Raw genomic sequence first — 23,820 nt, 5'->3', positions numbered from 1 at the left:
CGCAGAGACAGTGAGGTCGAGCGGGTTGGTGGCGGCCACGGCACTGGCGTTCGCTTTGTCCGCCTGCAGCACGCCGGCGTCACCGACAGAACCGTCCGTCCCTGCTGCGATTGCTGCGCCCGAGGGCTCCGAACGCGGCGCGATCGTGTCGTCGATGCAGCTGGGCCAGGTCGACATCGGCGTCGCGTACCTCGGTGGAACGGCCTTCAAGATCGTCTACCGCACCACCGACGGGGTGAGCGGTGGCGGTACCGAGACGTCGGGAACGGTGTTCGTGCCCAAGGGTTCTGCGCCTCCGGGCGGCTGGCCGATCGTGTCGGTGGGGCACGGCACCACCGGCGTCACCGACGAATGTGCACCCTCGCTCTACCCGAATCTGTTGGGCACCATCGGATTGGTGACGCCGTTCCTCGAGCGCGGCACCGTGGTGGTGGTGACCGACTACCAGGGGCTCGGGACATCGGGGGATCCGGCGTACCTCGACCGAGACGCCGCCGCCTACGACGTCATCGACGCGGTGCGTGCGGCCCGTAACGTGGTGCCCGACGTCGGTACCCGGTGGGGTGCAGTGGGCACTTCCCAAGGTGGGCAAGCAGTCTGGGCAGCTGCCGAGCACAGCGCAGACTACGGCGACGGCTTGCAGTTGGTGGGTGCCGCGGCGCTCTCGCCCACCGCGGATCTGACTCGCATCCTCGCCCCGGAGACCGAACAGACCTTGCCGCGCCAGCTGCTCGTGCCGTATCTGTTCGAGGGTCTGCACGTCGCGGATCCGAGCGCCGAGCGTTCGGACTACATCCGCGGCACGTTCGCCGACAACGTGACCGCACTGACGGCGTGCAGCGATCTGCTCGGCTTCTCCAAGGCCGACGCCGGAGCTGTCATCGATCCGGCCGATGCTCTCCCGGCCACCGAGCAGGCAGCGGATCGGATGACGGACTGGCTCGAATCGGTGGCGCTGCCGACGTCGCGCACCGACGTTCCGCTGTTCGTACTGGTCGGCGAGCGCGACGACCTGATCGATCCGCAGTGGACTCGGGATGCCGTTGCGACGGCCTGCGGCATGGGCGACGACGTCGAGTTCAGGTCCGAACCGCAACAGGGCCACGCCGAGCTGGCAGCCAACGCCGTCGGAGTCGACTGGCTCGTCGAACGATTCCTGAACGTACCGACTTCGGGTACGTGCGGGCGATGACGGCTGCCCTGGCCTGGCTGGCGGTGATCGTGGCGCTGATCGTCACGGTGATCGCAGTCATCAGCCTGCGTGGTCGACGCGATCTGACCACACCGGCCGAACGAGCCGTGCACTCCACCCTGCACACCGCATCCCTGGCAGCCAAGCCGCTGCGTGACGGTCTCGACGCCCGCTCGGCATCGGCCGCCGCGCCGCATCTGCGGGTACTGACCGGGGCGGACGCGCTCGGTATCTGCGATCCCGACGGTTCCCTGCTGGCCTGGGACGGTCCGTGGGACGAGCTGACACCGGCATTCGTGGAGGCGGCGAAGCGAGCCGTGGACGGTCAGCGGCGAGTGCTGGTGCGCCTGCCGCTCGGTTCGATCCACCCGGTGAAGGCGCTGGTGGCGCAGCCGCTGGTAGTCGACGATTCGCCCGTGGTCGGGGTATTGGGTGCGGCCATGGTCGACGAGCCGGGGCCCGGCGTGCTCGGTGCCATCGCCGAGGTCGCGCGCTACGCGTGCGGGCAGATCGAGCTCGCCGAACTCGATGCCTCGAGGGCTCGGTTGGACCGCGCCGAGGTGCGGGCGCTCCGGGCGCAGATCAGCCCGCACTTCATCTACAACGCACTGGGCACCATCGCGTCGTTCGTCCGTACCGATCCCGATCGGGCCAGGGAACTGGTGCTCGAGTTCGCCGATTTCACTCGATATTCGTTCCGCAATGCAGGCGAGTTCACCGTGCTCGCGGACGAACTTCGCAACATCGACCGGTACCTGACGCTCGAGCGCGCACGCTTCGGTGATTCGTTGCAGGTCTCGTTGCAGGTCGCGCCCGAGGTGTTGGGGGTTGCGCTGCCGTTCCTCGCGCTGCAGCCGCTCGTGGAGAACGCCGTCCGGCACGGCCTGTCGGGCAAGGCCGACGGCGGTCGCGTGACGATCATCGCGGCCGACGAGGGCACCGACGCGGTGATCAGCATCGAGGACGACGGCGTGGGGATGGACCCCGAGGTGCTGCGGTCGGGCAGCCTGCACACCGAGGACGCGGCTCATGTCGGATTGGCGAACGTGGACGATCGGCTGCGGGCGGCCTTCGGAAACGACTACGGTCTCGTCGTGGACACCGCACCGGGCGCAGGCACCAAGGTGAGCATGCGCGTGCCGAAATTCAGGCCGGGTGTGCGGGCATGACGCAGGCCGGAACCTCGAGCGGACGCGGATTGGTCGTGCTCGCGGTGGACGACGAGCGCCCCGCGCTGGACGAGCTCGCCTTCCTGCTACGCGAGCAGGACGCCGTCTCCGAGGTGTTCACCGCGCAGGACGCGACCACCGCGCTACGGCAGCTCCAACAGACCTCCGCGCAACCGGTTGTCGATGCCGTGTTCCTCGACATCAACATGCCCGGCCTCGACGGACTCGAACTGGCCGGCATCCTGTCGGCCTTCGCGCGGCCACCCGCCGTCGTGTTCGTCACCGCCCACGACGATCGGGCACTCGCCGCATACGATCTGGGTGCCGTGGACTATCTGCTCAAGCCACTGCGCGAGGATCGGCTCGCCGAGGCCGTTCGACGCGTCCTGGTTGCCCGCCGTCGACCGGCGCAGGCCGCCGACACCTCCGCCGACGAGGTGATTCCGGTCGAACTCGGCGGAACCACCACGTTGGTGCACCGGTCCTCGGTTGCCTGGGTCGAGGCCGACGGTGACTACGCCAGATTGCATACCGGTACCGGCTCTCACCTCGTGCGGATACCGATCTCGGCACTCGAAAGTCGCTGGGCCGATGCAGGATTCCTGCGGGTGCACCGTTCCTATCTGGTCTCGCTGCGACTGGTGACGGGAATCCGCAGCGTCGGTTCGGGTTTGGTGGTGTGCTTGCGGGGCAGCGGCGATCTGGCCGCCTGCGAGTTGCCGGTGAGCCGCAGGCACGCCAGGGAGCTCAAGGACAGACTGGTCCGCGGGCCGCTGCAATCGTGGTCGTCGCGATGATCAGAGGTGCGAGGTGAGCCAGCCGCATCGGCAACGCGTCGTACTCTCGCAACGTCGCGGAGCACGGATGGTGCGCACCCGCGTCGAAGTGCAGGAGCAAACCGAGGTGGGCGACGCCTTGGTTCGTAGTCTCGTCCGTGCCCAACTGCTGCTGTCGGTGCGGTTGGCGGTGATGACGCTGTCGATACTGTTCGCAATCCCGTTGTCGGGCTTGCTGCTCGAGCGTTTCACCGATGTCGCCCTGCTGGGTATCGGGTTGCCGTGGTTGGTGCTGGGGGTGGCAATCTATCCGCTGCTCTTCGGGGTCGGCTGGGCGTACGTGCGCCGGGCCGAGCGCAACGAGACGGAGTTCGTCGGTCTGGTCGAGGACTAGGCGTCGGTGAACCAGTCCATTCCCGTCGCAACGGTGATCGCGCTGCTCCTGGCAGCTGCGGCCACCGTGGGCATCGGCGTCTACGGAGTTCGGTTGGCCCGCACCACCTCGGACTTTCTGGTGGCCTCGCGTTCGGTCGGGCCGCGGTGGAACGCCGCGGCCATCAGTGGTGAATATCTTTCTGCTGCATCGTTTCTCGGTGTCGCCGGTCTCATAGCCAAATACGGTGCCGATGCGCTGTGGTATCCCGTGGGCTTCACCGCGGGTTACCTGGGTCTACTGCTGTTCGTCGCCGCGCCCCTGCGCCGGAGTGGCGCGTACACGGTGCCGGATTTCGTCGAGTTCCGGCTCGGTGCACCATGGTTGCGCACCGTGGCCATGTTGGTGGTGGTGGTCATCTGCGCGCTGTATCTGGTGCCGCAGTTCCAGGGCGCGGGCCTGACCCTGAACATCCTCCTCGGAGTACCGGGCTGGGTCGGGGCCCTGGCTGTCGGGCTCATCGTCATCGCCAACGTCGTCGGCGGCGGAATGCGCTCGATCACCTTCGTGCAGGCGTTCCAGTACTGGCTCAAGCTCACCGCGATCGCGATCCCGGCACTGGTGTTGGCGGTGCACTTCTATTCGGACGACCGCAGCGTCGGCAGCCCGGCCCCACCGACCGTGTCCGAGCAGACCGTGGTCGACATCACCACCGATGTTCTCGTACAGGTGGACTCACCGATCGTCGTATCCGTGGCCGGCACCCTCGATGGAGGGAGCGTCGACGGCCGAGTGCGTCTCGAGGCAGGCGAACACGAACTGGGATCGGGCACTGTGCTCACGTTGGACGCAGGCTCGCCCGTCCCGGTGGTGGCGGGAGCGCCGACCACCGACAGGGCATGGGCGATGCCCGGCGGGGGACTGGGCGGCGCGCATCCGCTGTATCAGGTGTATTCGCTGATCCTGGCCACGTTCCTCGGAACCCTCGGACTGCCGCACGTGCTGGTGCGGTTCTACACCAACCCGGACGGCCGAGCCGCGCGACTCACCTCGTTGACCGTCCTGGCGTTGCTCGGCATGTTCTACCTGTTCCCGACGGTGCTCGGCGTCTTCGCTCGCCTGTACGTACCGCAACTGCTCATCACCGGGGCATCGGACGCCGCGGTACTGCTGTTGCCCGGCTCCGTGCTGTCCGGAATTCCAGGGCAGCTGCTCGCCGCTCTCGTGGCCGCCGGTGCCATTGCGGCGTTCCTCTCGACCTCGTCCGGTCTGCTGGTCAGCATCGCCGGAGTGTTGAGTACCGATGTGCTCTCGGGCAAAGTGCGAGACTTCCGCGTCGCCGCGATACTCGCCGGCGCTGTACCGCTCGCCCTGTCGATCGGCGTTGTCTCACTCGACCTCTCACGCACCGTCGGGCTCGTGTTCGCAGTCGCGGCGTCCACCCTGTGCCCATTGCTCGTACTCGGAATCTGGTGGCGCGGACTGACTGCAGCAGGAGCAGCAACCGGGCTGTTCCTCGGCGGTGGGATCTCCCTCGTGGCCGCGTCGATCTCCGTCGTCACCCCCATCTCCGACGGCGTCCTCGGCGGTTGGGCGGCAGCGATACTCGGCTACCCGGCCGCAGTCAGCGTTCCCGTCGCCTTCGCCGCGATGATCGTCGTCAGCCTCGCCACCCGAAAAACGGTGCCGTCGGACATCTCCCGTATCTTCGCCCGACTGCACCTGCCCGAGGGCCTCGACATGGGCAAAGACCGAGAGCGCGAACTGTAACTGCGTCTTCTGGTCGTTCCGCAGGCTCCACTCCACTCGTTGGGTCATTCCGCAGGCTCCACTCCCGCCGCCGCCGCTCATCTGCCATTCTCGACCGCTCGTCGCACACTCCCGCAGCCCGCCGTGTGATCGATGCCACCTCCTGATTTTGTGACCTGACTCTCATTACTGTTCCGACTCAGCTAGAGCTCACATCTACTTCAGGAGTCCAAGGTGACCGCACCGGAAACCAATTCGCCACCGGACGCGCAAGCGTTCGTCGACATGCAGGCCAGTCCCGAGTTCCAGGAACTCCGACGTCGCCTGCGTAGCTTCGTGTTCCCGATGGCCGGGTTCTTCCTGGTCTGGTACGTCATCTACGTGCTGCTGAGCACTTACGCCGTCGACTTCATGTCGACCAAGGTGTGGGGCAACATCAATGTCGGCCTACTGCTCGGCCTCGGCCAGTTCGTCACGACGTTCGCCATCACCGGCATCTACGTGAAGTTCGCCAACCGTGAACTCGATCCTCGCGCCGCAGCCTTGCGCGCCGAGATGGAAGCCTCCCAGGGAGCGAAGCGATGATCCTCGCGCAAGCAGCAAGCACCACCGTCGGCGAACCACTCGTCAACATCGCGATCTTCGGCGCGTTCGTCATCATCACGATGGCCGTCGTCATTCGCGCATCGAAGAAGAACGCGACCTCTGCGGAGTTCTTCACCGCAGGTGGCGGATTCTCCGGGCCGCAGAACGGCGTCGCCATCGCCGGCGACTACCTCTCGGCGGCAAGCTTTCTCGGTATCGCCGGTGCCATCGCGGTCTACGGCTACGACGGCTTCCTGTACTCCATCGGCTTCCTCGTCGCCTGGCTCGTCGCCCTGCTTCTGGTTGCCGAGTTGCTCAGGAACACCGGCAAATTCACCATGGCAGACGTGCTGAGCTTCCGGCTGAAGCAAGGCCCGGTCCGCACCGCGGCCGCGTTGTCCACCCTGACCGTCTCGCTGTTCTACCTGCTCGCCCAGATGGCAGGTGCCGGCGGACTCGTCGCACTGTTGCTCGACATCTCCGACCGCACCGGGCAGTCCATCGTCATCGCCATCGTCGGTGTGCTGATGATCGCGTACGTCCTCATCGGCGGCATGAAGGGCACCACCTGGGTGCAGATCATCAAGGCCGTTCTGCTCATCGCCGGTGCCGCATTCATGACCGTGCTCGTGCTTGCCAAGTTCGGCCTGAACTTCTCCGAGCTGCTCGGTAGCGCACAGGCCATGGTGTCCTCGTCGGCCAGCGACGCCGTCGCAGCGCGCGATGTCATCGAGCCCGGTGCTCAGTACGGCGGCAGTGCCACCTCCAAGATCAACTTCCTCTCGCTCGGTATCGCACTCGTGCTCGGCACTGCAGGTCTGCCGCACGTGCTGATGCGCTTCTACACGGTGCCCACCGCCAAGGAAGCTCGTCGCAGCGTCGTGTGGGCCATCGCGCTCATCGGTGCGTTCTACCTGTTCACCCTGGTGCTCGGCTACGGCGCCGCGGCGATCGTCGGACCCGACCGCATCCTGGCCTCGGCCGGCGGTCAGAACTCCGCGGCTCCGCTGTTGGCGTTCGAGCTCGGCGGCGTCATTCTGCTCGGCGTCATCTCGGCGGTCGCCTTCGCGACCATCCTCGCCGTGGTCGCCGGTCTGACGATCACCGCGTCGGCGTCGTTCGCTCACGACATCTATGCGAGCGTCATCAAGAAGGGCAAGGTCGACGACAAGAAGCAGGTCAAGGTCTCGCGCATCACGGCCGTCGTCATCGGCATCCTGGCCATCGGCCTCGGCATCCTCGCCAACGGGCAGAACATCGCCTTCCTGGTGGCACTCGCGTTCGCCGTCGCGGCGGCCGCGAACCTGCCGACCATCCTGTACTCGCTGTTCTGGCGTCGCTTCACCACCACCGGCGCACTGTTCAGCATGTACGGAGGCCTGATCTCGACGATCGTGCTGATCGTCTTCTCCCCGGCCGTCTCCGGATCGCCGACGTCGATGATTCCCGGCTCGGACTTCGCCTGGTTCCCGCTCTCCAACCCGGGCATCGTGTCGATCCCGCTGGCATTCATCCTCGGCATCGTCGGAACACTGATCTCGAAGGACACCGAGAACACCGACAAGCAGGCCGAAATGGAGGTTCGCTCCCTCACCGGCATCGGTGCGGAGAAGGCCAGCGCGCACTAGTACACCTGTAGACGCGTCGAGAAGTGCCCGTGTGAGCAAGGCCTCACACGGGCACTTCTCGTTCAGCGGTTACCATCCCTGCTGTGGCCAAGCTGAAGGTTTCCCTCGACGTCCCACTGACCCCCGAGCAGACGTGGGAGCACGCGTCCGATCTGTCCGGGTACGAGCAGTGGCTCTCCATCCACGAGGCGTGGCGGGGGGAGCTGCCCGAGCAGCTTGCCGTCGGCACCACCCTCGACTCGATCGCCAGCGTGAAGGGTATGCGCAACCGGGTGTCCTGGAAGATCGAGTCCTACGATCCACCCAAGAAGCTCGAGCTCAAGGGCAACGGCAAGGGCGGTGTCAAGATCGGATTGAACATGTCCGTGAAATCCAAGGGCGACGGTTCCGAGATCACCATCGACATCAATCTGGGCGGCGCACCGCTGTTCGGTCCGATCGGTTCCGGCGTGGCCCGTGCACTCAAGGGCGACATCGAGAACTCGTTGAAGACGTTCGTCAAGATCTACGCCTGACGTAGTATCTGGCGAACCGAACGGCGGGGCGGACGATCTTCTCCCTCTCGCTCGCTACGGAGAGGTCATGTCATGCCCGGTAGGCACAGTGCTTCGTCGTCCACGACGAGCAGTAGGGGACTGGTGAAGTACGGCGTGATTGCCGTTGCCCTCCTCGTCGTGGTCGCAGGCGGCGTGGTCGTTGCACAGAAGGCCTTCGGTTCCGAATGCGGCGACCCCGCGTCCTACTCGTTGGCCGCGGACCCCGCGATCGCGCCGGTGCTGCAGAAGATCGTCGACGGCACGTCCGCAGAGGATCTGGAGTGCGCTCGGATCGACGTGACCGCGAGCGAATCGGGTCAGGTCTCGGCCGCGGTGGCCAAGGGTGCCGATGTTCCCTCTCTCTGGATTCCGGATTCGTCGCTGTGGGTCGGCAAGACCGTCCGGTCCACCGCGTCGCTGATCGACCTCGCGAGTCAGTCGGTGGCCAGTACCCCGGCGGTGCTCGCTGCCCGCAAGGACGAGGTGCCTTTCTTCGACACGTGGCTCACTGCCTTGAAACTCGAAGGCCTGCGTATCGGAAACCCGTTGACCAACACCATGTCCGACGCGGCGATCCTGGGCGCGGTGGCCGAGGCCGGATCGGACGAGAAGGCCCTCGACTCGGTCTCGGCGGCGCTCGTGCCCATCGCACAGGCTCAGGCCGCGACCCGCGGTGAGGCCGATCCGAATGCTCGTCTGGACGACGTGGTCGCCGACGGCGGAGTTGCCGTGGTCTCGGAGCAGACCTTCCTGCAGTACCAGATCGACAACGACAACAATCTCGGTGCGACGGTACCGCCGACGGGCAGCATCTTCCTGAACTTTCCGTTGGCCGTGACCGAGCCTGCAGGCGACCGACACGAGGCCGCGAAGTCCGTCGGCACGGCTCTGGCGGCGGCCATCGAATCCGAGCAAGGCCAACAGGCGTTGTCCGAGGACGGGTTCCGCTCCGCGGACAATGCACCCCTGCGCTCCGCGGACAATGCAGTGTTGGATTCCGATCGTGGGATCGGGGAGGTGACGCCCCTGACGATTGCCGATCAGCAGGCCGCCGAGTCGACGCTGAAGCAGTATCAGGTGCTGGCGCTTCCCTCGCGGGCATTGGTGATGGAAGACGTCTCCGGATCGATGAACTACAGCGCCGGTGCGAACACGCGCATCGCCATGACGGTGCAGGCCAGCGAGACCGGCAATCGCCTGTTCCCCGACAACGCGTCGATGGGATTGTGGGCATTTTCGATCGGACTCGGCGGCGGCAGCCAGGACTACAAAGAGCTGGCACCGATCCGGCGCATGGACGAGAAGGTCGGCAACACCACTCAGCGCGAGGTGCTGCTGCAGCAGACTCGAACCCTTCCTTCGCTGGTCGGGGGCGGTACTGGCCTCTACGACACCACGTTGGCAGCGTTCCGTACCGTGCAGGAGGGATACGACCCCGATGCCGTGAACAGTGTCATCATCCTCACCGACGGCACCAACGAGGATCCGGACAGCATCTCGCTCGACGAGCTGTTGTCGACTCTGCGCGCCGAGCAGGACCCGTCCAAGCCGGTCGTCATCGTCACCATCGGCATCACCGACGACGCCGATGCCGGTGTGCTGCAGCAAATTTCGGCTGCTACCGGTGGTTCGAGCTTCGTTGCGCGAAATCCGGCCGAAATCCCGAATGTCTTCGTGAATGCGCTGAGGAGCCGTTCCGGTCGGTGACGGGAGCGGCTATGCTGTGCGCCGCGTGCTCTCCGTCACCTGGGGTAGTGCGGAGTAACCGTGGCGCAGAGGCGTGTCGGGGGTCGAAGTAGGGGGCGAAGTCGATGTCGGGACGTCACAGCGGCAGCAGTCGTAGGTTCAGTCCTGTCGTGACCTGGGGCGCAGCTGCGCTCGCGGTAGTCGTGGTCGCGGCGGGCGGCTGGTTCGGCGTCCAGGCCGTCCGTGCATCCGGTGCGGATTCCTGCGATTCCCTCGACACCGTCTCGCTCGCGGTTGACGCCTCCATCGCCGAGCCGGTGCAGCAGATCGTCTCTCGGGCCGACGAGTTCGATCGTGGGTGCGTGAACTTCGATGTCCGCTCCGAGCGTCCCACCGACACCGCGACGGAGATCGCGGGCACCGAGAACCGCCCGGACCTGTGGATCCCGGATTCGACGCTGTGGCTGCTCAAGACCCTGCGCTCGACCGGTGCTCTGCCCGAGCTGGCCAAGACGTCCGTCGCGAACACGCTGCCCGTTCTGGTGTCGAAATCCGATGCGGTGCCGGTCACCGATACGTGGCTCAGCGTGTTGCAACTTCCCGGGCAACGCATCGGTGATCCTCTCACCAGCAGTGCGTCGAACGCGGCCATTCTCGGCGCGCTTGCCGAATCCGAGGTCGCGATCTCGGATGCCAAGGCCGTGTCCGCAGCGTTGGTACCCATGGCGCAGGACTTCGGACGGATTGCCGACGCGCCCCACGACACCCCGGATCTCGTGGCCCAGGTGGCCGCCGAGGGTGGCACCAGCGTGGCTACCGAACAGGCGTTGCTCGCCTACGAGGCGGACAACCCGGGCGCGGCGCTCACCGAGTCGGTTCCGCCGACCGGCAGCTACTTCCTCAACTATCCGTTGGCGGTGACCGCTCCGGCCGGGCCCGACTACGACCGTGTCAAGGAAGCCGGAGCGGCATTGGCCTCGGTCCTGGCCACCCAGTCGGCCACCGACACGCTTGTCGCGGCCGGCTTCCGTACCGCGAGCGGCACCCCACTGCCCGACGGCAAGGGTGTCGGATCCGTTGCCTCGCTGGAGATCAAGAACCCCCTGTCCATCGAGACGACACTGCGAGATTGGGCCGTACTCGCGCTGCCGTTGCGCACCCTCGTCGTCGAGGACGTCTCCGGTTCGATGGCCGCGAAATCGGGTGACTCGACTCGTATCGCGTTGACTGTCGATGCATCGGTCGGTGCCAACGATCTGTTCAGTGACCAGACCCAGATGGGTCTGTGGGCTTTCTCGATCGGACTCGGTGGTGGGAAACAGGATTATCGAGAACTGGTGCCGCTCGGTCCGGTGAGCAACACGGTCGACGGTAAGCCGCAGCGCCAGGCGATCCTCGACTCCATTCGTGGTCTACCTGCTCTGGTCGGAGGCGGAACCGGGCTGTACGACACCACTCTGGCCGCATTCCGCCGGGTCAAGGAGGGCTACGACCCGAACTACGTCAACAGCGTCATCATCTTGACCGACGGGTCCAACGACGACGAGGGCAGCATCGGTCTCGACCAGTTGCTCGACACGTTGCAGAAGGAACAGGATCCGGTGCGCCCCATCGTTATCATCACGGTAGGCGTCACCAGCGATGCAGACCCCGTTGCACTGCAACAGATTTCAGCGGTCACGGGTGGTACGAGCTACATCGCCGAGGATCCGCGAGACATCCCCGATGTGTTCGTGAAGGCGTTGAACTCTCGCACCGAGCGCCTCGCGGGCGAATAGCCTTCAGCCCCACAGGAAGCTGATGGCGATGGCTGCGGCGCAGGCCACTGTCACCACGGCCAGTGTCAGCGCGTCCGAGGCCTTGAAGCGAGAGTCGGTGGCGGTGATCATCCCGGTGCCGCCGCGCGCGGTGATGGCCGTACCCATCTCGTCGGCCCGTCGGATGGCCACCGACATGACCGTCGTGACGATGTCGACCAGCGAATTGTCCGAGGCACTGTTGACAACGGGCTTGGGGCGAAGGCGTCGGGCCGCGTTGAGGGTTCGCATCTCTTCGATCAACAGCGGAAGCGATCGCAGGCTCAACGCCACGGCGATCGCCCACTCGTCGACCGGCAGTTTCAGCTTCTTCAGGGGTGCGCCGAGTTTCGAGACGGCCGGGGCTATGTCACTCATCGAGGTGGTCCAGCCGATCATCATCGAGGCACCGAGCAGCACGAAGACGAAGAGCGTCGCGCGCAGGTACACCAGCACTGCTGCGCTGCCGATCGGCAGATTGATCAAGGCTCCGACGCCGAACAATGCCCAGATCCACCACGGTGGACGCGGCAGCGCCGTGATCGGAACGTGCGCAACGATAGCGGCGATCACCAACAGTCCGAACACGATTCCGAGCGCGGGCCACGTCGGTGCCACCACGAGAGTGACACTGAGGAGCAGGACGACGACGAGTTTGGTGCCGGCCCACAGCCGATGGATCGGCGAGAGTCGGGGGACCTGACGCAGTACGACGGTGGTCACGAGAGCACACTCCCCAGGATCGAGTCGGAGACGATGTGGCCGTCGGACATCGTGATGGTGCGGCTGCAGACGGTGTCCATGCCGTCCGCATCGTGTGAGATGACGACGATCCCGACGCCGCGTTCACGTAGTCCGGCGAGAACGCCGATGATGTCGTCGCGGCCGGGTGGATCGAGTCCGGCCAGAGGCTCGTCGAGAACCAGCACGCGAGGCCGACGCGCAATGAGCCCGGCCAGCACGACGCGTCGCATCTGACCACCGCTGAGCGAATCGATCTCGCGGGCAGCAAGGGACCTGTCGAGGCCGACCGCATCCATGGCGGCCGAGACTGTGGCAGAACCGGTTTCGGGCCCGGCTGCCGCGGCGATGTCCTCGGAGACGGTGCGGCGCTGCAACTGTAGGCGGGAATGCTGGAATGCCAGTCCGACGTCGCCCACCCGGGTGGTCATGGCCTTGCCGTCGAGCTGTGCGGTGCCCTTTGTCGGGCCGGTGAGTCCGGCCATGATCCAGGCGAGAGTGGACTTACCCGAGCCGTTTCCGCCGAGAACGAGAACTCCTTCACCACGCTTGACGGTGATATCGACCCCGTTCAGTGCGGCCTGCGCCCAGGGAGTGCGACGGTTGTAGGTGTGCCGAACGTCGGCTACTTCGAGCAGGCGTTGGCTCGAATTGTCGTGCAGTACAGCAGCATTTGCAGTATTCGGTTGCATCCACCCCGAGTCGTGCTGTACCTGATACCCCTCGTGCAGATGTACGACGCGATCTGCGGCAACGGTTTCGGAGACATGGTGGGTGACGAGCACGACCGACATGCCGTGTCTGCGAGGTAGTTCGGCGAGGAGCGAGACCAGATGCTCGCGGCCGGCAGCGTCGATCATGGCGGTTGCCTCATCGGCAATGAGCAGGGCGGGACGGCGGGCCAGGGCCGCGGCCACGGCCAGGCGCTGCATCTCGCCGCCGGACAGGGATGCGGTGTCGCGGTCACCCATGCCGCCGAGACCCACCTCGTCGAGCAGGGCGTCGACGTCGGGACGGGAGTTGCCGGGCGGCAGTCCCCACACCACGTCGTCGGCGACGCGAGTGCCGAGGATCTGGCTCTCGGGTCGCTGCAGAACCATTGCGGTGCCACCGTACCGACCGAGTCCGGTTGCGCCGGGCCTGTTCACGGTGCCTTCCGACGGTTCCAGGCCGGCGAGGATCCTCGTCAGTGTCGATTTTCCGGAGCCGTTGTGGCCGACGATCGCGACAAATTCACCCTGTCCGATGTGGAGCTCGACTCCGGTCAGCGCAGCCGTGGCGCTTCCCGGGTACCGATATCCGACCGAGGTGAGGGTGACCGGCAGTGGTCCGATCTCCTCGTCGTCCGTGCTCGAGACCAGTGCCTCGGGAGTGGGGATGGTGGAGAGACGGTCGAGGATGGCGGTGAGGATCAGCCAGGCGAACAGCGTTCCGGTGACGATCCCGAACGCGATCGAACCGCCGACCCACCACCACCAGTTGTCGAGCACCGCGGTGGAGCTGCTGCGGAGCACATCGGCGGCACCTTGCAAGGCCGACGTGCGCTCGAGCAACCTGGACACTCCTTCCAGGGTGTTGCGGAGGGTGTCGAGGAACAACGTGCGTAGCGGAACGAGGATCAGGAGCAGCAACACCGTCAGTGCCCCGAGCGCAGGCCCGACGACCATCGAGGTGACCAGTACGCCGAACAGTCCTTGCTTCTTGCGCTTCGCCCGCCCGACCAGGCCGCCCAACAGCGCGGCGCTGGCCACGGTGAGGGCCGTCTGAGTACCGGCGGCGACGAATCCGACGAGGGTGCCTGCTACCGCAGCGGTGAGAAGCGCGCGCGTCCGATATCGAAGCGCGACCACCGACATGGGAATGGCCGCGACGACCTGAAGAATTGTTGCCATGGGCACGAGCACACCGATCACCGTCAACGCGACAGTGAAGCTGCTCATGACCGCGGCGGTTGCCAATTCCTGAGGACCGAGGGGCCCTGACTTCGGAGTGCGAGGAGAACTGACGGTCACCGCTCCAGTGTGCCAGCTCAGCTGATGCACACTGTCTGGGTGACTTCCGAGATCGGGACCCGCAGGCGGATTCATCCGGCGTGGATCGTCGCGGCCGTGGCATTCCTCGCGCTTGTCGGTGCAGCGGGCTTCCGGGCGGCACCGAGCGTGTTGATGGTGCCGTTGCAGGAGGAGTTCGGTTGGCCGCGGTCGATGCTGTCGCTGGCGGTGGGCGTCAATCTTGTGCTCTTCGGCCTGACGGCTCCGTTCGCCGCAGCCCTGATGGACCGCTTCGGAATCCGGGCGGTGACGTCGATTGCGTTGACGATCGTCGCGGCAGGCAGCGCTCTCAGTGTCTTCGTCACCGAGGCCTGGCAGTTGGTGTTGACCTGGGGCGTCATGATCGGTCTCGGCACCGGATCGATGGCTCTGGTCTTCGCGGCGGTGGTGACCAACCGGTGGTTCGTGCGGCGTCGTGGCCTCGTGTCGGGCATCTTGACCGCCGGCAGCGCGACGGGGCAGCTGATCTTCCTGCCCGTGATCGCACAACTCGTCGACAGGTCCGGTTGGCGGGCCGCGTCGTTCCTCATCGCGGGGGGCTCGCTGATCGTGGTCCCGTTCGTGCTGCGGTGGCTGCGAAACATGCCTGCCGACATCGGAGTGACACCGTACGGAGCGCCGGAGGGCTACACGGCGGTGGTTGCGGACTCGACAGTGAACCCTGCCAGGGCCGCGATACAGGCGTTGCGTGATGCGAGCCGCGTTCGTACGTTCTGGGCTCTGGTTCTGGGTTTCGCGATCTGTGGCGCGACGACTAACGGGCTCATCGGAACTCACTTCATCCCATCCGCACACGACCATGGAATGCACGAAACCACCGCAGCGGGACTGCTGGCGGTGGTGGGAATCTTCGACATCGTCGGGACGATCGGATCGGGGTGGCTCACCGACCGCGTCGACCCGCGCTACCTACTGGCGGCGTACTACGGATTTCGTGGCGTATCGCTGCTGTTCCTGCCGTGGTTGCTGTCCGCGACCATCCAGCCGTCGATCGTCATCTTCGTGGTGATCTACGGATTGGATTGGGTGGCAACGGTTCCGCCCACGATTGCGCTGTGTCGAGAAGTCTTCGGCGATCGAGGCTCACTGGTGTTCGGCTGGGTGTTCGCCTCACACCAGATCGGTGCCGGTATCGCATCGGTCGTCGCAGGCGTCGTGCGAGACGCCACCGGCGCGTACACGATGGCGTGGTTCGGTGCGGCCGGCCTCTGTGCGGTTGCTGCAGTGGTGAGCGTGAGAACAGGAAAGCGCGGAAAGCCCTCGTAAAAAGGGCTTTCCGCGCTCAGGCTGAGATTCTTACGTGCTCAGATCAGCGGCTGCGCTGGCTCGTGGCCGGTCCTGCTGCACGACGGCTGTGGCCGCCGCCACCGCTACGGGGCTGACCGCCACCGCTGCGGGGCTGACCACCGCTGCGGGGCTGACCGCCACTGCGCGGCTGACCACCCGAACGGGCCGGGCCGCCGCGTCGCGCGTTGTTGTTGCGCGGGGCTCCGGTGCGGGCCGGGGCCTGCTCGACTCGCGGTGCAGGCTCGACGTAGCGGGCCTGCTCGCCGACGAGGTTCGCCACTGCGGGCGAGTCGGCGGTGACACGGATCGGGGTGACCTTGATGTCGGCCTTGCGCAGCAGCACTGCGGTGTCCTTGCGCTGCTCTGGCAGGACGACGGTCACGACGTCGCCGGCGCTTCCGGCGCGTGCCGTGCGGCCGGAGCGGTGCAGGTACGCCTTGTGCTCGGCCGGGGGATCGACGTGGACGACCAGCTGAACGTCGTCGACGTGGACACCGCGGGCTGCGACGTCGGTGGCGACGAGAACGCGGGCCTGGCCGGAGGAGAAGGCTGCGAGGTTGCGGTCGCGTGCGGCCTGCGAGAGGTTGCCGTGCAGGTCGACGGACGGGATTCCGGCGTCGGTGAGCTGCTTGGCCAGCTTGCGGGCCTGGTGCTTGGTGCGCATGAACAGGATGCGTCGTCCGGTACCCGAGGCGAGCTGATGGACGAGCTTCTTCTTGGCTTCGACGCCGTCGACCTCGAAGACGCTGTGGGTCATGGCCTCGACGTGTGAGGTGGCCTCGTCGACGGAATGCGTGATCTGGTTGTGCAGGAAGCGCTTGACCAGCTTGTCGACGCCGTTGTCCAGGGTCGCCGAGAACAGCATGCGCTGGCCCTTGTCCGGGGTGGCGGCGAGGATGCGGGTGACGACGGGCAGGAAGCCCAGATCGGCCATGTGGTCGGCCTCGTCGAGGACGGTGATCTGAACGCCGTCGAGAGTGAGGTGGCGCTGCTTCATCAGGTCTTCGAGGCGGCCGGGGCAGGCGACGACGATGTCGACTCCGCCCTTGAGTGCGGATACCTGGCGAACCTGCGACACACCACCGAAGATCGTGGTGACCTTCAGCGAGTATGCGGAGGCGAGGGGCTCGATCGCGACGGCGATCTGGGTGGCGAGCTCACGCGTCGGCGCGAGAATCAGGCCACGCGGGCGGCCGGGCTTGCGGTTGCCGGGAAGCTGCCCGGCGAGGCGCGCGACCATCGGGATGGAGAATGCGAGTGTCTTTCCGCTGCCGGTCTTTCCGCGTCCGAGTACGTCGCGTCCCTGCAGTGTGTCGGGGAGCGTGTCGGCCTGGATGGGGAACGCTTCGGTCTTGCCCTGGCTCGCGAGTACATCCGCGATGGCCTGGGGTACGCCGAGTGCAGCAAAGGTTTGTGGGGTCGTCATAGTGATGAAAAGTGCCTTTCGGGCAGGGTGTTGCACCTGCGGGCCTTGGGCCGAGATGCAAGGTGGCGAGACTGCCGGTGGGCAGTTTCGATCGCCGTAAGAGAAGCCTGTGCAGGGTGCACATGGTGGTTCGGGAGCATTCCACGACGTCTGACGTGCAGCTACGCGCGTCGTCACCGAGTGTAACCGAGTTGGGGCTCGGTCTCTTCCCGCGGTGACGCGTCATGCAGCGTCGTCGTCGAAGAGACCGGTGATCATCACGTTCTCGATCTGCGAGCTGTAGAGCTCGACCACCGGCATGGGCGGGGCACTCGAGTCATAGGTGTGCCCCGTGGGTGAGATGAGCCTGTAGCGATGTCGCGCGTTGCGTTTGTCTCGTATCGCTTCGGCCGTCCAGCCTTCCCCTTCTTTCGCGTAATTGCATGCGGCACAAAGGCCTGCGCCGTTCTCGGCACTGGTTTTGCCACCTGCGGTGTGTGGCCTGATGTGATCGTGGTGTCGGATCGGCGCGTCACACCATGGGGTGCGGCAGGTGCGATCTCGGAGATCGATGAGGCGTCCCAACGCAGTGGGAAAACCTCGCGATGTGGACTCCACGGCCGTCAGTGCTCCGGATTTCGGATGGGCGTAGAGGCGTCGTAATGCGATGTGCGTCTCACTGTCGAGTGCGTCTCGGATGAGTTGCCGGGCGACGTCGGACGGGATGTCGCCGTAGCCGTGCAGATATGCGGACGTGTCACCACCGGCGAGGAGGGTCGAGTCCGAGATGACTATGTCGACGGTCACCGGCGGTCCTTTAGCAGCGGATGCGCCGGTGATTCGCTCGAACACCAGGTCGGCCATGATCTGGTCGCGGGTGCGTGTGTCGCCGCCGGCGTTGATGATGGTGTCGGCGTCTCGTCGCAGCGTGGCCCACATGCAGACTGTCTTCTCCATCGACGTCAACGCCGTGAAGAAGCCCATCGATTCGGGTGCCGGGCGGGTGCTGGTGCGCCGAGCTGCGTAGGCCTTGGCGCGTCGCTTCACCTGGGAGGCGGCATCGAGCTCGTTGGCAAGTGCGCGGGCGCGACCCTCGATGGTGCGGTCGCCTGCCCCGGCCAGGGTGGCGGGGTCTGCGCACAGTCGCTCGTCGATGGTGCGGCGATCGTCGACGGTGAGGCACGCGGTCTCGCGAGCGAGAATCATGACCCGCCATTCGTTGAGTTCGCCGGCTTTCAGGCGCGCAAGGGTGTGCGGCATTTCGTGTACCAGCGCGCGAGCGAGTCCCAGATGAGTGCCCCCACGGTTCGGTGATTCGCGTCGGGCCAGACCGATCTGTGACGCAATCCCACTGCGCCACTCAGCTTTCGGCTTACCGAGTTCCCTGCGCTCGGTGCTGATGGCTGTTGCGACGGCATCGGTCACCACGGCTTGCGTTGCCACACTGACGCACTTGACAGTCTCGAGAGCGGAGATCAAATCGATGCCGGCTGCTGCGTCGACATCGACATCGGACGCTTGAAGGCGCGCAACGAAACGCAACACTTCATCGGACGTCAGCGGCGAATCTTGTACAACTGTGACCACGAGTTCCTCCCCAGTACTCGAATGCATGTTCGATAGTACGGAGGTTTTTGTGGTTCCGCAATATGTGCACAAAACTGAGAAGGGGTCGCGGAACTGGCTGTGTGGTGCCCTCGGCAGGATTCGAACCTGCGACCTACCCTTTAGGGGAGGGTTGCTCTGGCGTTTTCCGAGAGGCGTTGGGCAGGGCTAGATCCTTCGGTAGGTTTCCAATTATGCTCCTGCGCAATAGATGACGCTAGTTTGCGCTTGATCCCCGCTACTTTACATCTACCTCAAGTGCACCCCCGGCCACCCGGGTGGACGACCTGCGGACCTATCTGCGGGAGGTGCACCCGCACGGCGACGAACTTTCCGAGGAATATGACCCGGATGCACCGCTGTTTCCAGGGCGGCACACCCGCGCCAGCGCAGTGGCCGCAGGCATTGACGTACGGGACCCGGCCGCGATGTACCGGTGGGACGCGCCGCTGACGTGCGCCAATGTGTACGGGCGCTGCCTACAACCCGCCCTGCCCACGCTCAAGTTGCCGCACAGCCGCTGGCACGACCTTCGCCATGCCTTCGCGGTGATGAGCCTCTCGGCCGGTGAGCACTACATGCAGGTGAGCAAGTGGCTCGGGCACGCGTCGTATGTAACAACCCTTACCGTCTACGCCGACTACATCGCCGAGAACGAGGGCGGTAAACAGGCCCCGCTCAGTCGTCCGTCGGCCTCAGATTTAATTCAGCCGCAGGCGTCGAACGTGGTTCCCTTATTTGGGTAATTTCGCCTTACGCAACAGGTGCCAACAGGTCTCTCGCCTCGACGTCGGCGATTCCGATATCGGTCAAGTGGTATACGTCGCCACTCAGATAGACTCTAATGTCGCCTCTGAGCTTTTTCATTACAGCAGACAGATTGCTCCGCTGATTTACAGTTAGCCAAGAAGATAGTAGTGACTTACTGGTGCCCCCATCCCCATGCCAGTAAAGCAGAATCAAAATTCGATCAACAAGCGGAACAGCTTTAAGGATTAAGGGAAATCCGTCGATCACTTGTATCGCAGGCACTTCCTTTTTGACAATATCGGAAATCATGCGCTCAGCGTCTGCGTCTGAGACATTATGGTAAAGTCTGACAAACTCTGCTACGACCCAATCTAGGATATGAACAACTAGGGAGGCGTCCTGCAGGTTTGCGTCGATCTTTCCGAGGTGAGCAACGTCGCGCTTGTTTCTAATGTCGTATACGGCCTGCAGGGTGCGTGGAATGTGAAAGCGTACGGAGTCAGGTGCTGATGTTTTCTTCGCAAGTTCACTTACGAGGGTGGGAGTGCCAGGCAAGTTTGAGCCGATTGCGGTGTGTGATCCGTTCGCTTCCCATTCGAGCATTCGAAAAGCCGCCTCGGAGAAACGTCCTCCCTCGACCTCGGTCGGCCTTAGGTCGCGGCGATGATAACGTTGCTTTGCTTCACGATAAGACGCAAGAAGTTCAGAGTATAGGTCAACCGGAATCCCCGCAGCTGCAAAACCCGCTTCAATGGGCGAGGTCATTCTCCAAAGTTTCCGTATTCTTTCAATCCCGCACCGAAGGAGTCCAGCAGCGCTCTTCTTATTTTGACCTTTCGGTTCTGGCCACTGCCGGTCGAGATGAAGTTTTCGATCCTATCCACGTTTCGGTTGTAGTTTGTATCCATTACATTGTATTCTTCACACTCATCCCGCGCATGTGAAGACGCGATTTCGTTCTCGCCGGTAAAATAATGACAAGCAACAGTGATGACCAGCGTAATGAACTTCTGCGCTTGCGCAGTGTTTTTTGGAAGCTGCGGGCCCTTCAGGAGCAGATGTGGAGCGCCCTTGTCGATGTGGACAAGACGCTCAAGGACATCTTTGCCAACGCCTGTGCCTTCACTCATCTTGACATAAAAGGCTTCTTCGGAGAGTTCACCGCTGGCAGACGATGTCGTGTTGTCCTCACGTCCGGGCAATGCCGGTTGCGTATGGGTCACGCCATGAGGGACCTTAGGGTCTGCGCCACTGATCGGTGGCCCAAGGATCAAATCGAGCGCGCGCGAGAACGCAACCTCTTGGAGAGAATCGGGCACGCCTGCCGCCTCAACAGCTTCCCAGGCCTTTTTGAGAGCTTCGCTTGCATCCATTTGAATTCCGTCGGCTTTCCTCGCGCTTATGTCAGCTCCGAGATCTTATCGCCCAGAACCCGACCACGCGGTAGGTGCAAGGGTTCGGCGTGTCCTCTGCGTCGCACCCGCGGACACCGGGGTGGTGCCGGGGTGGATGTGGCGAACCGACCCACGGATTGTGTCGTGCGGGGACCTGGCCTGGTGTTTCGTGGTGCCCTCGGCAGGATTCGAACCTGCGACCTACCCTTTAGGAGAGGGTTGCTCTATCCCCTGAGCTACGAAGGCTGGTGATCGTTCTTTTGGGCCGAAGCCATTGTCCAGCAACGGCTTTCGATCCAGCAAACAATCGGGTGCGGATGGGTTCGCTGCCGAGATGCTCAGCTGGCCCACATCGCGCTCGCTAGTCTAGCGGCCCACCATGGCGATCGTGAAGCAGGTCGCCGCTGCTCGTCACGGTCCCGGTCAGTGACGAGATCAGGTTCAGGGCGGTGCGGTGCTGGTGAGCGGTGTAGTCGGCGATCGATTCGATCCCGACGAAACACTGCATATCGCGGGCCGATCACCCTTCCTCCCGCAAACGCGCGCGCATTTGCCAGACGCGCGCACAATCGCCGACCTATCGCTGTCTATTCCGCTCGCACCTGACGAACGCGCGCGCGTTTGCGGATTCCGAGGCCCCGCAGCCTGAGCCCCAACACTGAATCCCGCCACTCAATCCGCCGCAATGGCGTCCACGATGTTCAGTCGCGAGGCGTGCACGGCAGGGGGAGCGGAACCCAGCAGCGACAGGCCGAGGGCGACGAGTCCGTACAGCAGCACCGACCATCCGGCGGTGTAGGCAACCGGGATTCCGATGCTGGCTCCGAGGATCAGGGTGCTCAGGTATTGCAGACCGGCGCCGATCATCAGGCCGAGCACACCGCCCACGATGCCGACCGACAGTGCCTCCGCCAACACCATTCGGGCCAGAGTTCCCCGTCCACCGCCCATGGCTCGTAGTACGCCGAGTTCACGTCGACGCTCGAGGACCGACAGCGTCAACGTGTTGAGCAACGCGACCGCAGCAACGAGCGCGACGATCCACTGCAGCGCGATGGCCAGCGCGCCGGACTGTCTGATGGCCGCGCTGGTGCCCTCGAGTGCGGCAGCGCCGGTGTACACGAAGGTCTCGGGCGGAAGTGTCGAACGCAACGAATCCTGCACGGCGGCAACGTCTCCGTCCACGCCGATCTCGAGGTAGGTCGCCCCGGGACGGTCGTACCAGCGCTGCATCGAGTCCAACGAGATCGCCATCGTGCCGCCTGCGGCATTGATGTAGTCCACCAGATCCAGCACCCGCACGTTCTGCACACCGGTCGGCGTCGGGAGGTCGATGTAGTCGCCCACCGACACACCCAACGTCCTGCCGAATCCCTGGGACAGCACCACACCGTCACCGGCGAGCACCTGGGAACGCACGTCGTCGGTGAGCGACGCGAGTGTCACCGCATTGCTACCGTCGGCGACGCCCTGGATGGACACCAGTTCGTCGTCGATCGTGGCGTATGCCCACTGCCCCTCGACGATGCGAGACACACCGGGAGTCGATGCGACGGCTTCTTCCACCTCGGCGGGAACGATGGGGCCCGACGGTATGGCGTCGGGGGAGCTCATCGACACGTACAGGTCGGTGTTCGCCAACGAAGACAGCGATTCGGCCGCCGAGTCGGTCATGTTGGTCAACGAACCCGACACTCCGACACTGACTCCCACCGCAATCACGATCGTCATCACCGTTGCCCAGATCCGCCGCGGCGCTCGTTCGATGGTGGCGGTGGCCAGGCGTCCGGCACCACCCCAGCGGCGCGGGACGGCCGCTGTGGCCGACACGATCGGACCCGTCGCCCCGACGCACAGCGCGACGACGCCGAACATGAACAGAGCACCGGCACCGAGGGTCAGTTGTCCATCGACTTTGACGGCGAACACGAACGATCCGGCAATGGCAACGAGGCCGAACACGGTGGCAGCAGCAACGAATCGGCGACGCGGTCCGCCTGCCGTTTCCCCGCCGCCGACGGCGAGTGCTTCGATCGGCGAGATGCGATACACCTGCACCGCGGCGACGGCCGAGGCACCGACACAGGCCAGGACGCACGCCGCGATCGCCACGGGAATCGCAAAACCGGGCAACACGTACTCGATCCGTGCGTCGAATGCCTGCGACAGGAACGGCGGAAGGCTCTCGATGGCGATGCGGCCCATCGCGATTCCCAACGGAACACCGACGGCACCGCCGATCAGTCCCACCAGAACGGACTCGAACAACAGGTCGCGGACGATATCGCCGCGGCGACCGCCGACAGCCCGGAGCAGAGAGATCGTGGGTCGACGCTTCGCGATGGCCATGTTCATGACGTTGAAGACGAGGAAGGCGGCGACGACGAACGCGATGAGCGAGACCATCAGCGTGGCATTGCGCGTCAGGCTCATCGCTTGGTTCGCGCGGTCGGCTCGGAAGTCCGGATTCATCACCGACACTCGGCCGGCGAGCGCGGCATCGAGGTCGGAACGCAGTGTGTCGCCGCTGCCCAGGACGAAGATCGAGTCGAGCTCACCCGGACGGTCGGTGAGTGCCTGCGCAGCGGGAAGGAGAGCGACCGCGAACATGCCTCCACCGATGCGCTGTGTACCCGGGCCGTCGACCACACCGACCACCGCCCTCGGAACGTCGTCGATGGTGACGGTGTCGCCTTGTTTCAGACCCGTTGCGGCACCGACCAATACACCGGAAGGATCGGACAACAGCCCGGCTGCGTTGCCGACCGCGCCCTGTAGATCCGACTGCAGTGCCGTGATGGACGCGTCGACACCGAGAACCGTCAGATCGCCGACATCGGACCGAACGGTGCTGCGCAGCAGGGGAACCGCGGTGTCGACGCCGGGAACGGAGCGCACCACGTCGAGTTCGCTCTGGTCGAAGCCTGAGTCGGTGACGCCGACGACTTCGTAACTCGCGTTGCCTGCGATCGTCACCGCGAGACGTTCGACCGATCCGGTCAACGACCCGTACGTGCCGAGCACAGCGATGAGCAACCCGGCTGCGACGGCGACGACTCCGGCCGAGACGAGCGAACGCACCCAGTGCATGCGGAGG

19 protein-coding genes and 2 tRNA genes are annotated in these 23,820 nt (G+C 64.9%); 12 read left to right on the top strand and 9 right to left on the bottom strand.

Going from position 1 to position 23,820, the window contains the following annotated elements:
• Positions 1–10: 10 nt before the first annotated feature.
• From BH93_RS21115 to BH93_RS21070, 10 genes are all read left to right on the top strand, one after another.
• A complete protein-coding gene (locus tag BH93_RS21115) occupies positions 11–1,192 on the top strand; it encodes an alpha/beta hydrolase family protein (RefSeq protein WP_037175496.1) in 1,182 nt (393 codons plus the stop codon).
• Positions 1,189–2,361 carry a sensor histidine kinase gene (locus tag BH93_RS21110; protein ID WP_037176805.1) on the top strand — a complete coding sequence of 391 codons (1,173 nt, stop codon included), beginning with the start codon at positions 1,189–1,191 and terminating at the stop codon, positions 2,359–2,361. Before BH93_RS21115 ends, BH93_RS21110 begins: the two co-directional genes overlap by 4 nt.
• Positions 2,358–3,158, top strand: coding sequence for a LytR/AlgR family response regulator transcription factor (locus BH93_RS21105; RefSeq protein ID WP_032404362.1), 801 nt, complete (start codon positions 2,358–2,360; stop codon positions 3,156–3,158). Before BH93_RS21110 ends, BH93_RS21105 begins: the two co-directional genes overlap by 4 nt.
• 67 nt (positions 3,159–3,225) lie before the next feature.
• Positions 3,226–3,531 (top strand): hypothetical protein, encoded by a 306-nt coding sequence (locus BH93_RS21100; protein ID WP_230594602.1) that lies wholly within the window; start codon positions 3,226–3,228, stop codon positions 3,529–3,531.
• Between the two features lie 6 nt (positions 3,532–3,537).
• Complete coding sequence (locus BH93_RS21095) at positions 3,538–5,280, top strand: sodium/solute symporter (RefSeq protein ID WP_032377360.1); 1,743 nt, start codon at positions 3,538–3,540, stop codon at positions 5,278–5,280.
• 264 nt (positions 5,281–5,544) lie between these two features.
• Positions 5,545–5,844, top strand: coding sequence for a DUF485 domain-containing protein (locus BH93_RS21090; RefSeq protein ID WP_037176803.1), 300 nt, complete (start codon positions 5,545–5,547; stop codon positions 5,842–5,844).
• Positions 5,841–7,472 carry a solute symporter family protein gene (locus tag BH93_RS21085; RefSeq protein WP_037175495.1) on the top strand — a complete coding sequence of 544 codons (1,632 nt, stop codon included), beginning with the start codon at positions 5,841–5,843 and terminating at the stop codon, positions 7,470–7,472. Before BH93_RS21090 ends, BH93_RS21085 begins: the two co-directional genes overlap by 4 nt.
• Positions 7,473–7,555: 83 nt before the next feature.
• A complete protein-coding gene (locus BH93_RS21080; protein WP_032377358.1) occupies positions 7,556–7,987 on the top strand; it encodes a type II toxin-antitoxin system Rv0910 family toxin in 432 nt (143 codons plus the stop codon).
• 72 nt (positions 7,988–8,059) lie between these two features.
• Positions 8,060–9,715: a substrate-binding domain-containing protein gene (locus BH93_RS21075; protein WP_197914454.1), complete on the top strand. Its 1,656-nt coding sequence runs from the start codon at positions 8,060–8,062 to the stop codon at positions 9,713–9,715.
• Between the two features lie 149 nt (positions 9,716–9,864).
• Positions 9,865–11,472, top strand: coding sequence for a VWA domain-containing protein (locus tag BH93_RS21070; RefSeq protein WP_242459026.1), 1,608 nt, complete (start codon positions 9,865–9,867; stop codon positions 11,470–11,472).
• A 3-nt stretch (positions 11,473–11,475) separates the two neighbouring features.
• Here BH93_RS21070 and BH93_RS21065 read toward each other — a convergent pair whose 3' ends face one another.
• Positions 11,476–12,213 (bottom strand): energy-coupling factor transporter transmembrane component T family protein, encoded by a 738-nt coding sequence (locus tag BH93_RS21065; RefSeq protein ID WP_037175487.1) that lies wholly within the window; start codon positions 12,211–12,213, stop codon positions 11,476–11,478.
• Entirely contained in the window at positions 12,210–14,243 is a 2,034-nt protein-coding gene (locus tag BH93_RS21060; RefSeq protein WP_197914452.1) for an ABC transporter ATP-binding protein, read from the bottom strand. The genes BH93_RS21065 and BH93_RS21060 overlap by 4 nt, the downstream gene beginning before the upstream one ends.
• 24 nt (positions 14,244–14,267) lie before the next feature.
• Here BH93_RS21060 and BH93_RS21055 point away from each other — a divergent pair, with 24 nt between their 5' ends.
• Positions 14,268–15,548: an MFS transporter gene (locus tag BH93_RS21055; protein WP_037176800.1), complete on the top strand. Its 1,281-nt coding sequence runs from the start codon at positions 14,268–14,270 to the stop codon at positions 15,546–15,548.
• Positions 15,549–15,591: 43 nt separating this feature from the next.
• Here BH93_RS21055 and BH93_RS21050 read toward each other — a convergent pair whose 3' ends face one another.
• From BH93_RS21050 to BH93_RS21040, 3 genes are all read right to left on the bottom strand, one after another.
• Entirely contained in the window at positions 15,592–16,995 is a 1,404-nt protein-coding gene (locus BH93_RS21050; RefSeq protein WP_052065403.1) for a DEAD/DEAH box helicase, read from the bottom strand.
• Between the two features lie 222 nt (positions 16,996–17,217).
• Positions 17,218–18,561, bottom strand: a complete 1,344-nt coding sequence (locus tag BH93_RS21045) for an HNH endonuclease (RefSeq protein WP_197914450.1) — start codon at positions 18,559–18,561, stop codon at positions 17,218–17,220.
• A 102-nt stretch (positions 18,562–18,663) separates the two neighbouring features.
• Positions 18,664–18,748: transfer RNA gene (locus BH93_RS21040), tRNA-Arg, on the bottom strand.
• Positions 18,749–18,857: 109 nt separating this feature from the next.
• Here BH93_RS21040 and BH93_RS28025 point away from each other — a divergent pair.
• Entirely contained in the window at positions 18,858–19,325 is a 468-nt protein-coding gene (locus BH93_RS28025; RefSeq protein WP_052065400.1) for a hypothetical protein, read from the top strand.
• 7 nt (positions 19,326–19,332) lie between these two features.
• Here the strand turns inward: BH93_RS28025 and BH93_RS21030 are convergent, their stop codons facing one another.
• The 4 genes from BH93_RS21030 to BH93_RS21015 form a co-directional block, all read right to left on the bottom strand.
• Complete coding sequence (locus BH93_RS21030; protein WP_155291052.1) at positions 19,333–20,094, bottom strand: hypothetical protein; 762 nt, start codon at positions 20,092–20,094, stop codon at positions 19,333–19,335.
• Complete coding sequence (locus BH93_RS21025) at positions 20,091–20,702, bottom strand: hypothetical protein (RefSeq protein ID WP_037175482.1); 612 nt, start codon at positions 20,700–20,702, stop codon at positions 20,091–20,093. Before BH93_RS21025 ends, BH93_RS21030 begins: the two co-directional genes overlap by 4 nt.
• 191 nt (positions 20,703–20,893) lie before the next feature.
• Positions 20,894–20,969: transfer RNA gene (locus tag BH93_RS21020), tRNA-Arg, on the bottom strand.
• A gap of 426 nt (positions 20,970–21,395) precedes the next feature.
• Positions 21,396–23,813, bottom strand: coding sequence for an FtsX-like permease family protein (locus BH93_RS21015; protein ID WP_155291051.1), 2,418 nt, complete (start codon positions 23,811–23,813; stop codon positions 21,396–21,398).
• Positions 23,814–23,820: the final 7 nt, after the last annotated feature.

Origin of the sequence: Rhodococcoides fascians A25f, assembly GCF_000760935.2 — a bacterium.
GTDB lineage: Bacteria > Actinomycetota > Actinomycetes > Mycobacteriales > Mycobacteriaceae > Rhodococcoides.
The sequence above is the reverse complement of the archived record's forward strand: the minus strand, read 5'-3'. Positions and strand labels throughout refer to the sequence as shown.

Coding starts and splice junctions, on each gene's coding strand:
- BH93_RS21110 (WP_037176805.1), top strand. CDS start 1,189: ATGACGGCTGCCCTGGCCTGGCTGGCGGTGATCGTGGCGCTGATCGTC.
- BH93_RS21105 (WP_032404362.1), top strand. CDS start 2,358: ATGACGCAGGCCGGAACCTCGAGCGGACGCGGATTGGTCGTGCTCGCG.
- BH93_RS21100 (WP_230594602.1), top strand. CDS start 3,226: ATGGTGCGCACCCGCGTCGAAGTGCAGGAGCAAACCGAGGTGGGCGAC.
- BH93_RS21090 (WP_037176803.1), top strand. CDS start 5,545: ATGCAGGCCAGTCCCGAGTTCCAGGAACTCCGACGTCGCCTGCGTAGC.
- BH93_RS21085 (WP_037175495.1), top strand. CDS start 5,841: ATGATCCTCGCGCAAGCAGCAAGCACCACCGTCGGCGAACCACTCGTC.
- BH93_RS21075 (WP_197914454.1), top strand. CDS start 8,060: ATGCCCGGTAGGCACAGTGCTTCGTCGTCCACGACGAGCAGTAGGGGA.
- BH93_RS21055 (WP_037176800.1), top strand. CDS start 14,268: ATGCACACTGTCTGGGTGACTTCCGAGATCGGGACCCGCAGGCGGATT.
- BH93_RS21050 (WP_052065403.1), bottom strand. CDS start 16,995: ATGACGACCCCACAAACCTTTGCTGCACTCGGCGTACCCCAGGCCATC.
- BH93_RS21030 (WP_155291052.1), bottom strand. CDS start 20,094: ATGACCTCGCCCATTGAAGCGGGTTTTGCAGCTGCGGGGATTCCGGTT.
- BH93_RS21025 (WP_037175482.1), bottom strand. CDS start 20,702: ATGGATGCAAGCGAAGCTCTCAAAAAGGCCTGGGAAGCTGTTGAGGCG.
- BH93_RS21015 (WP_155291051.1), bottom strand. CDS start 23,813: ATGCACTGGGTGCGTTCGCTCGTCTCGGCCGGAGTCGTCGCCGTCGCA.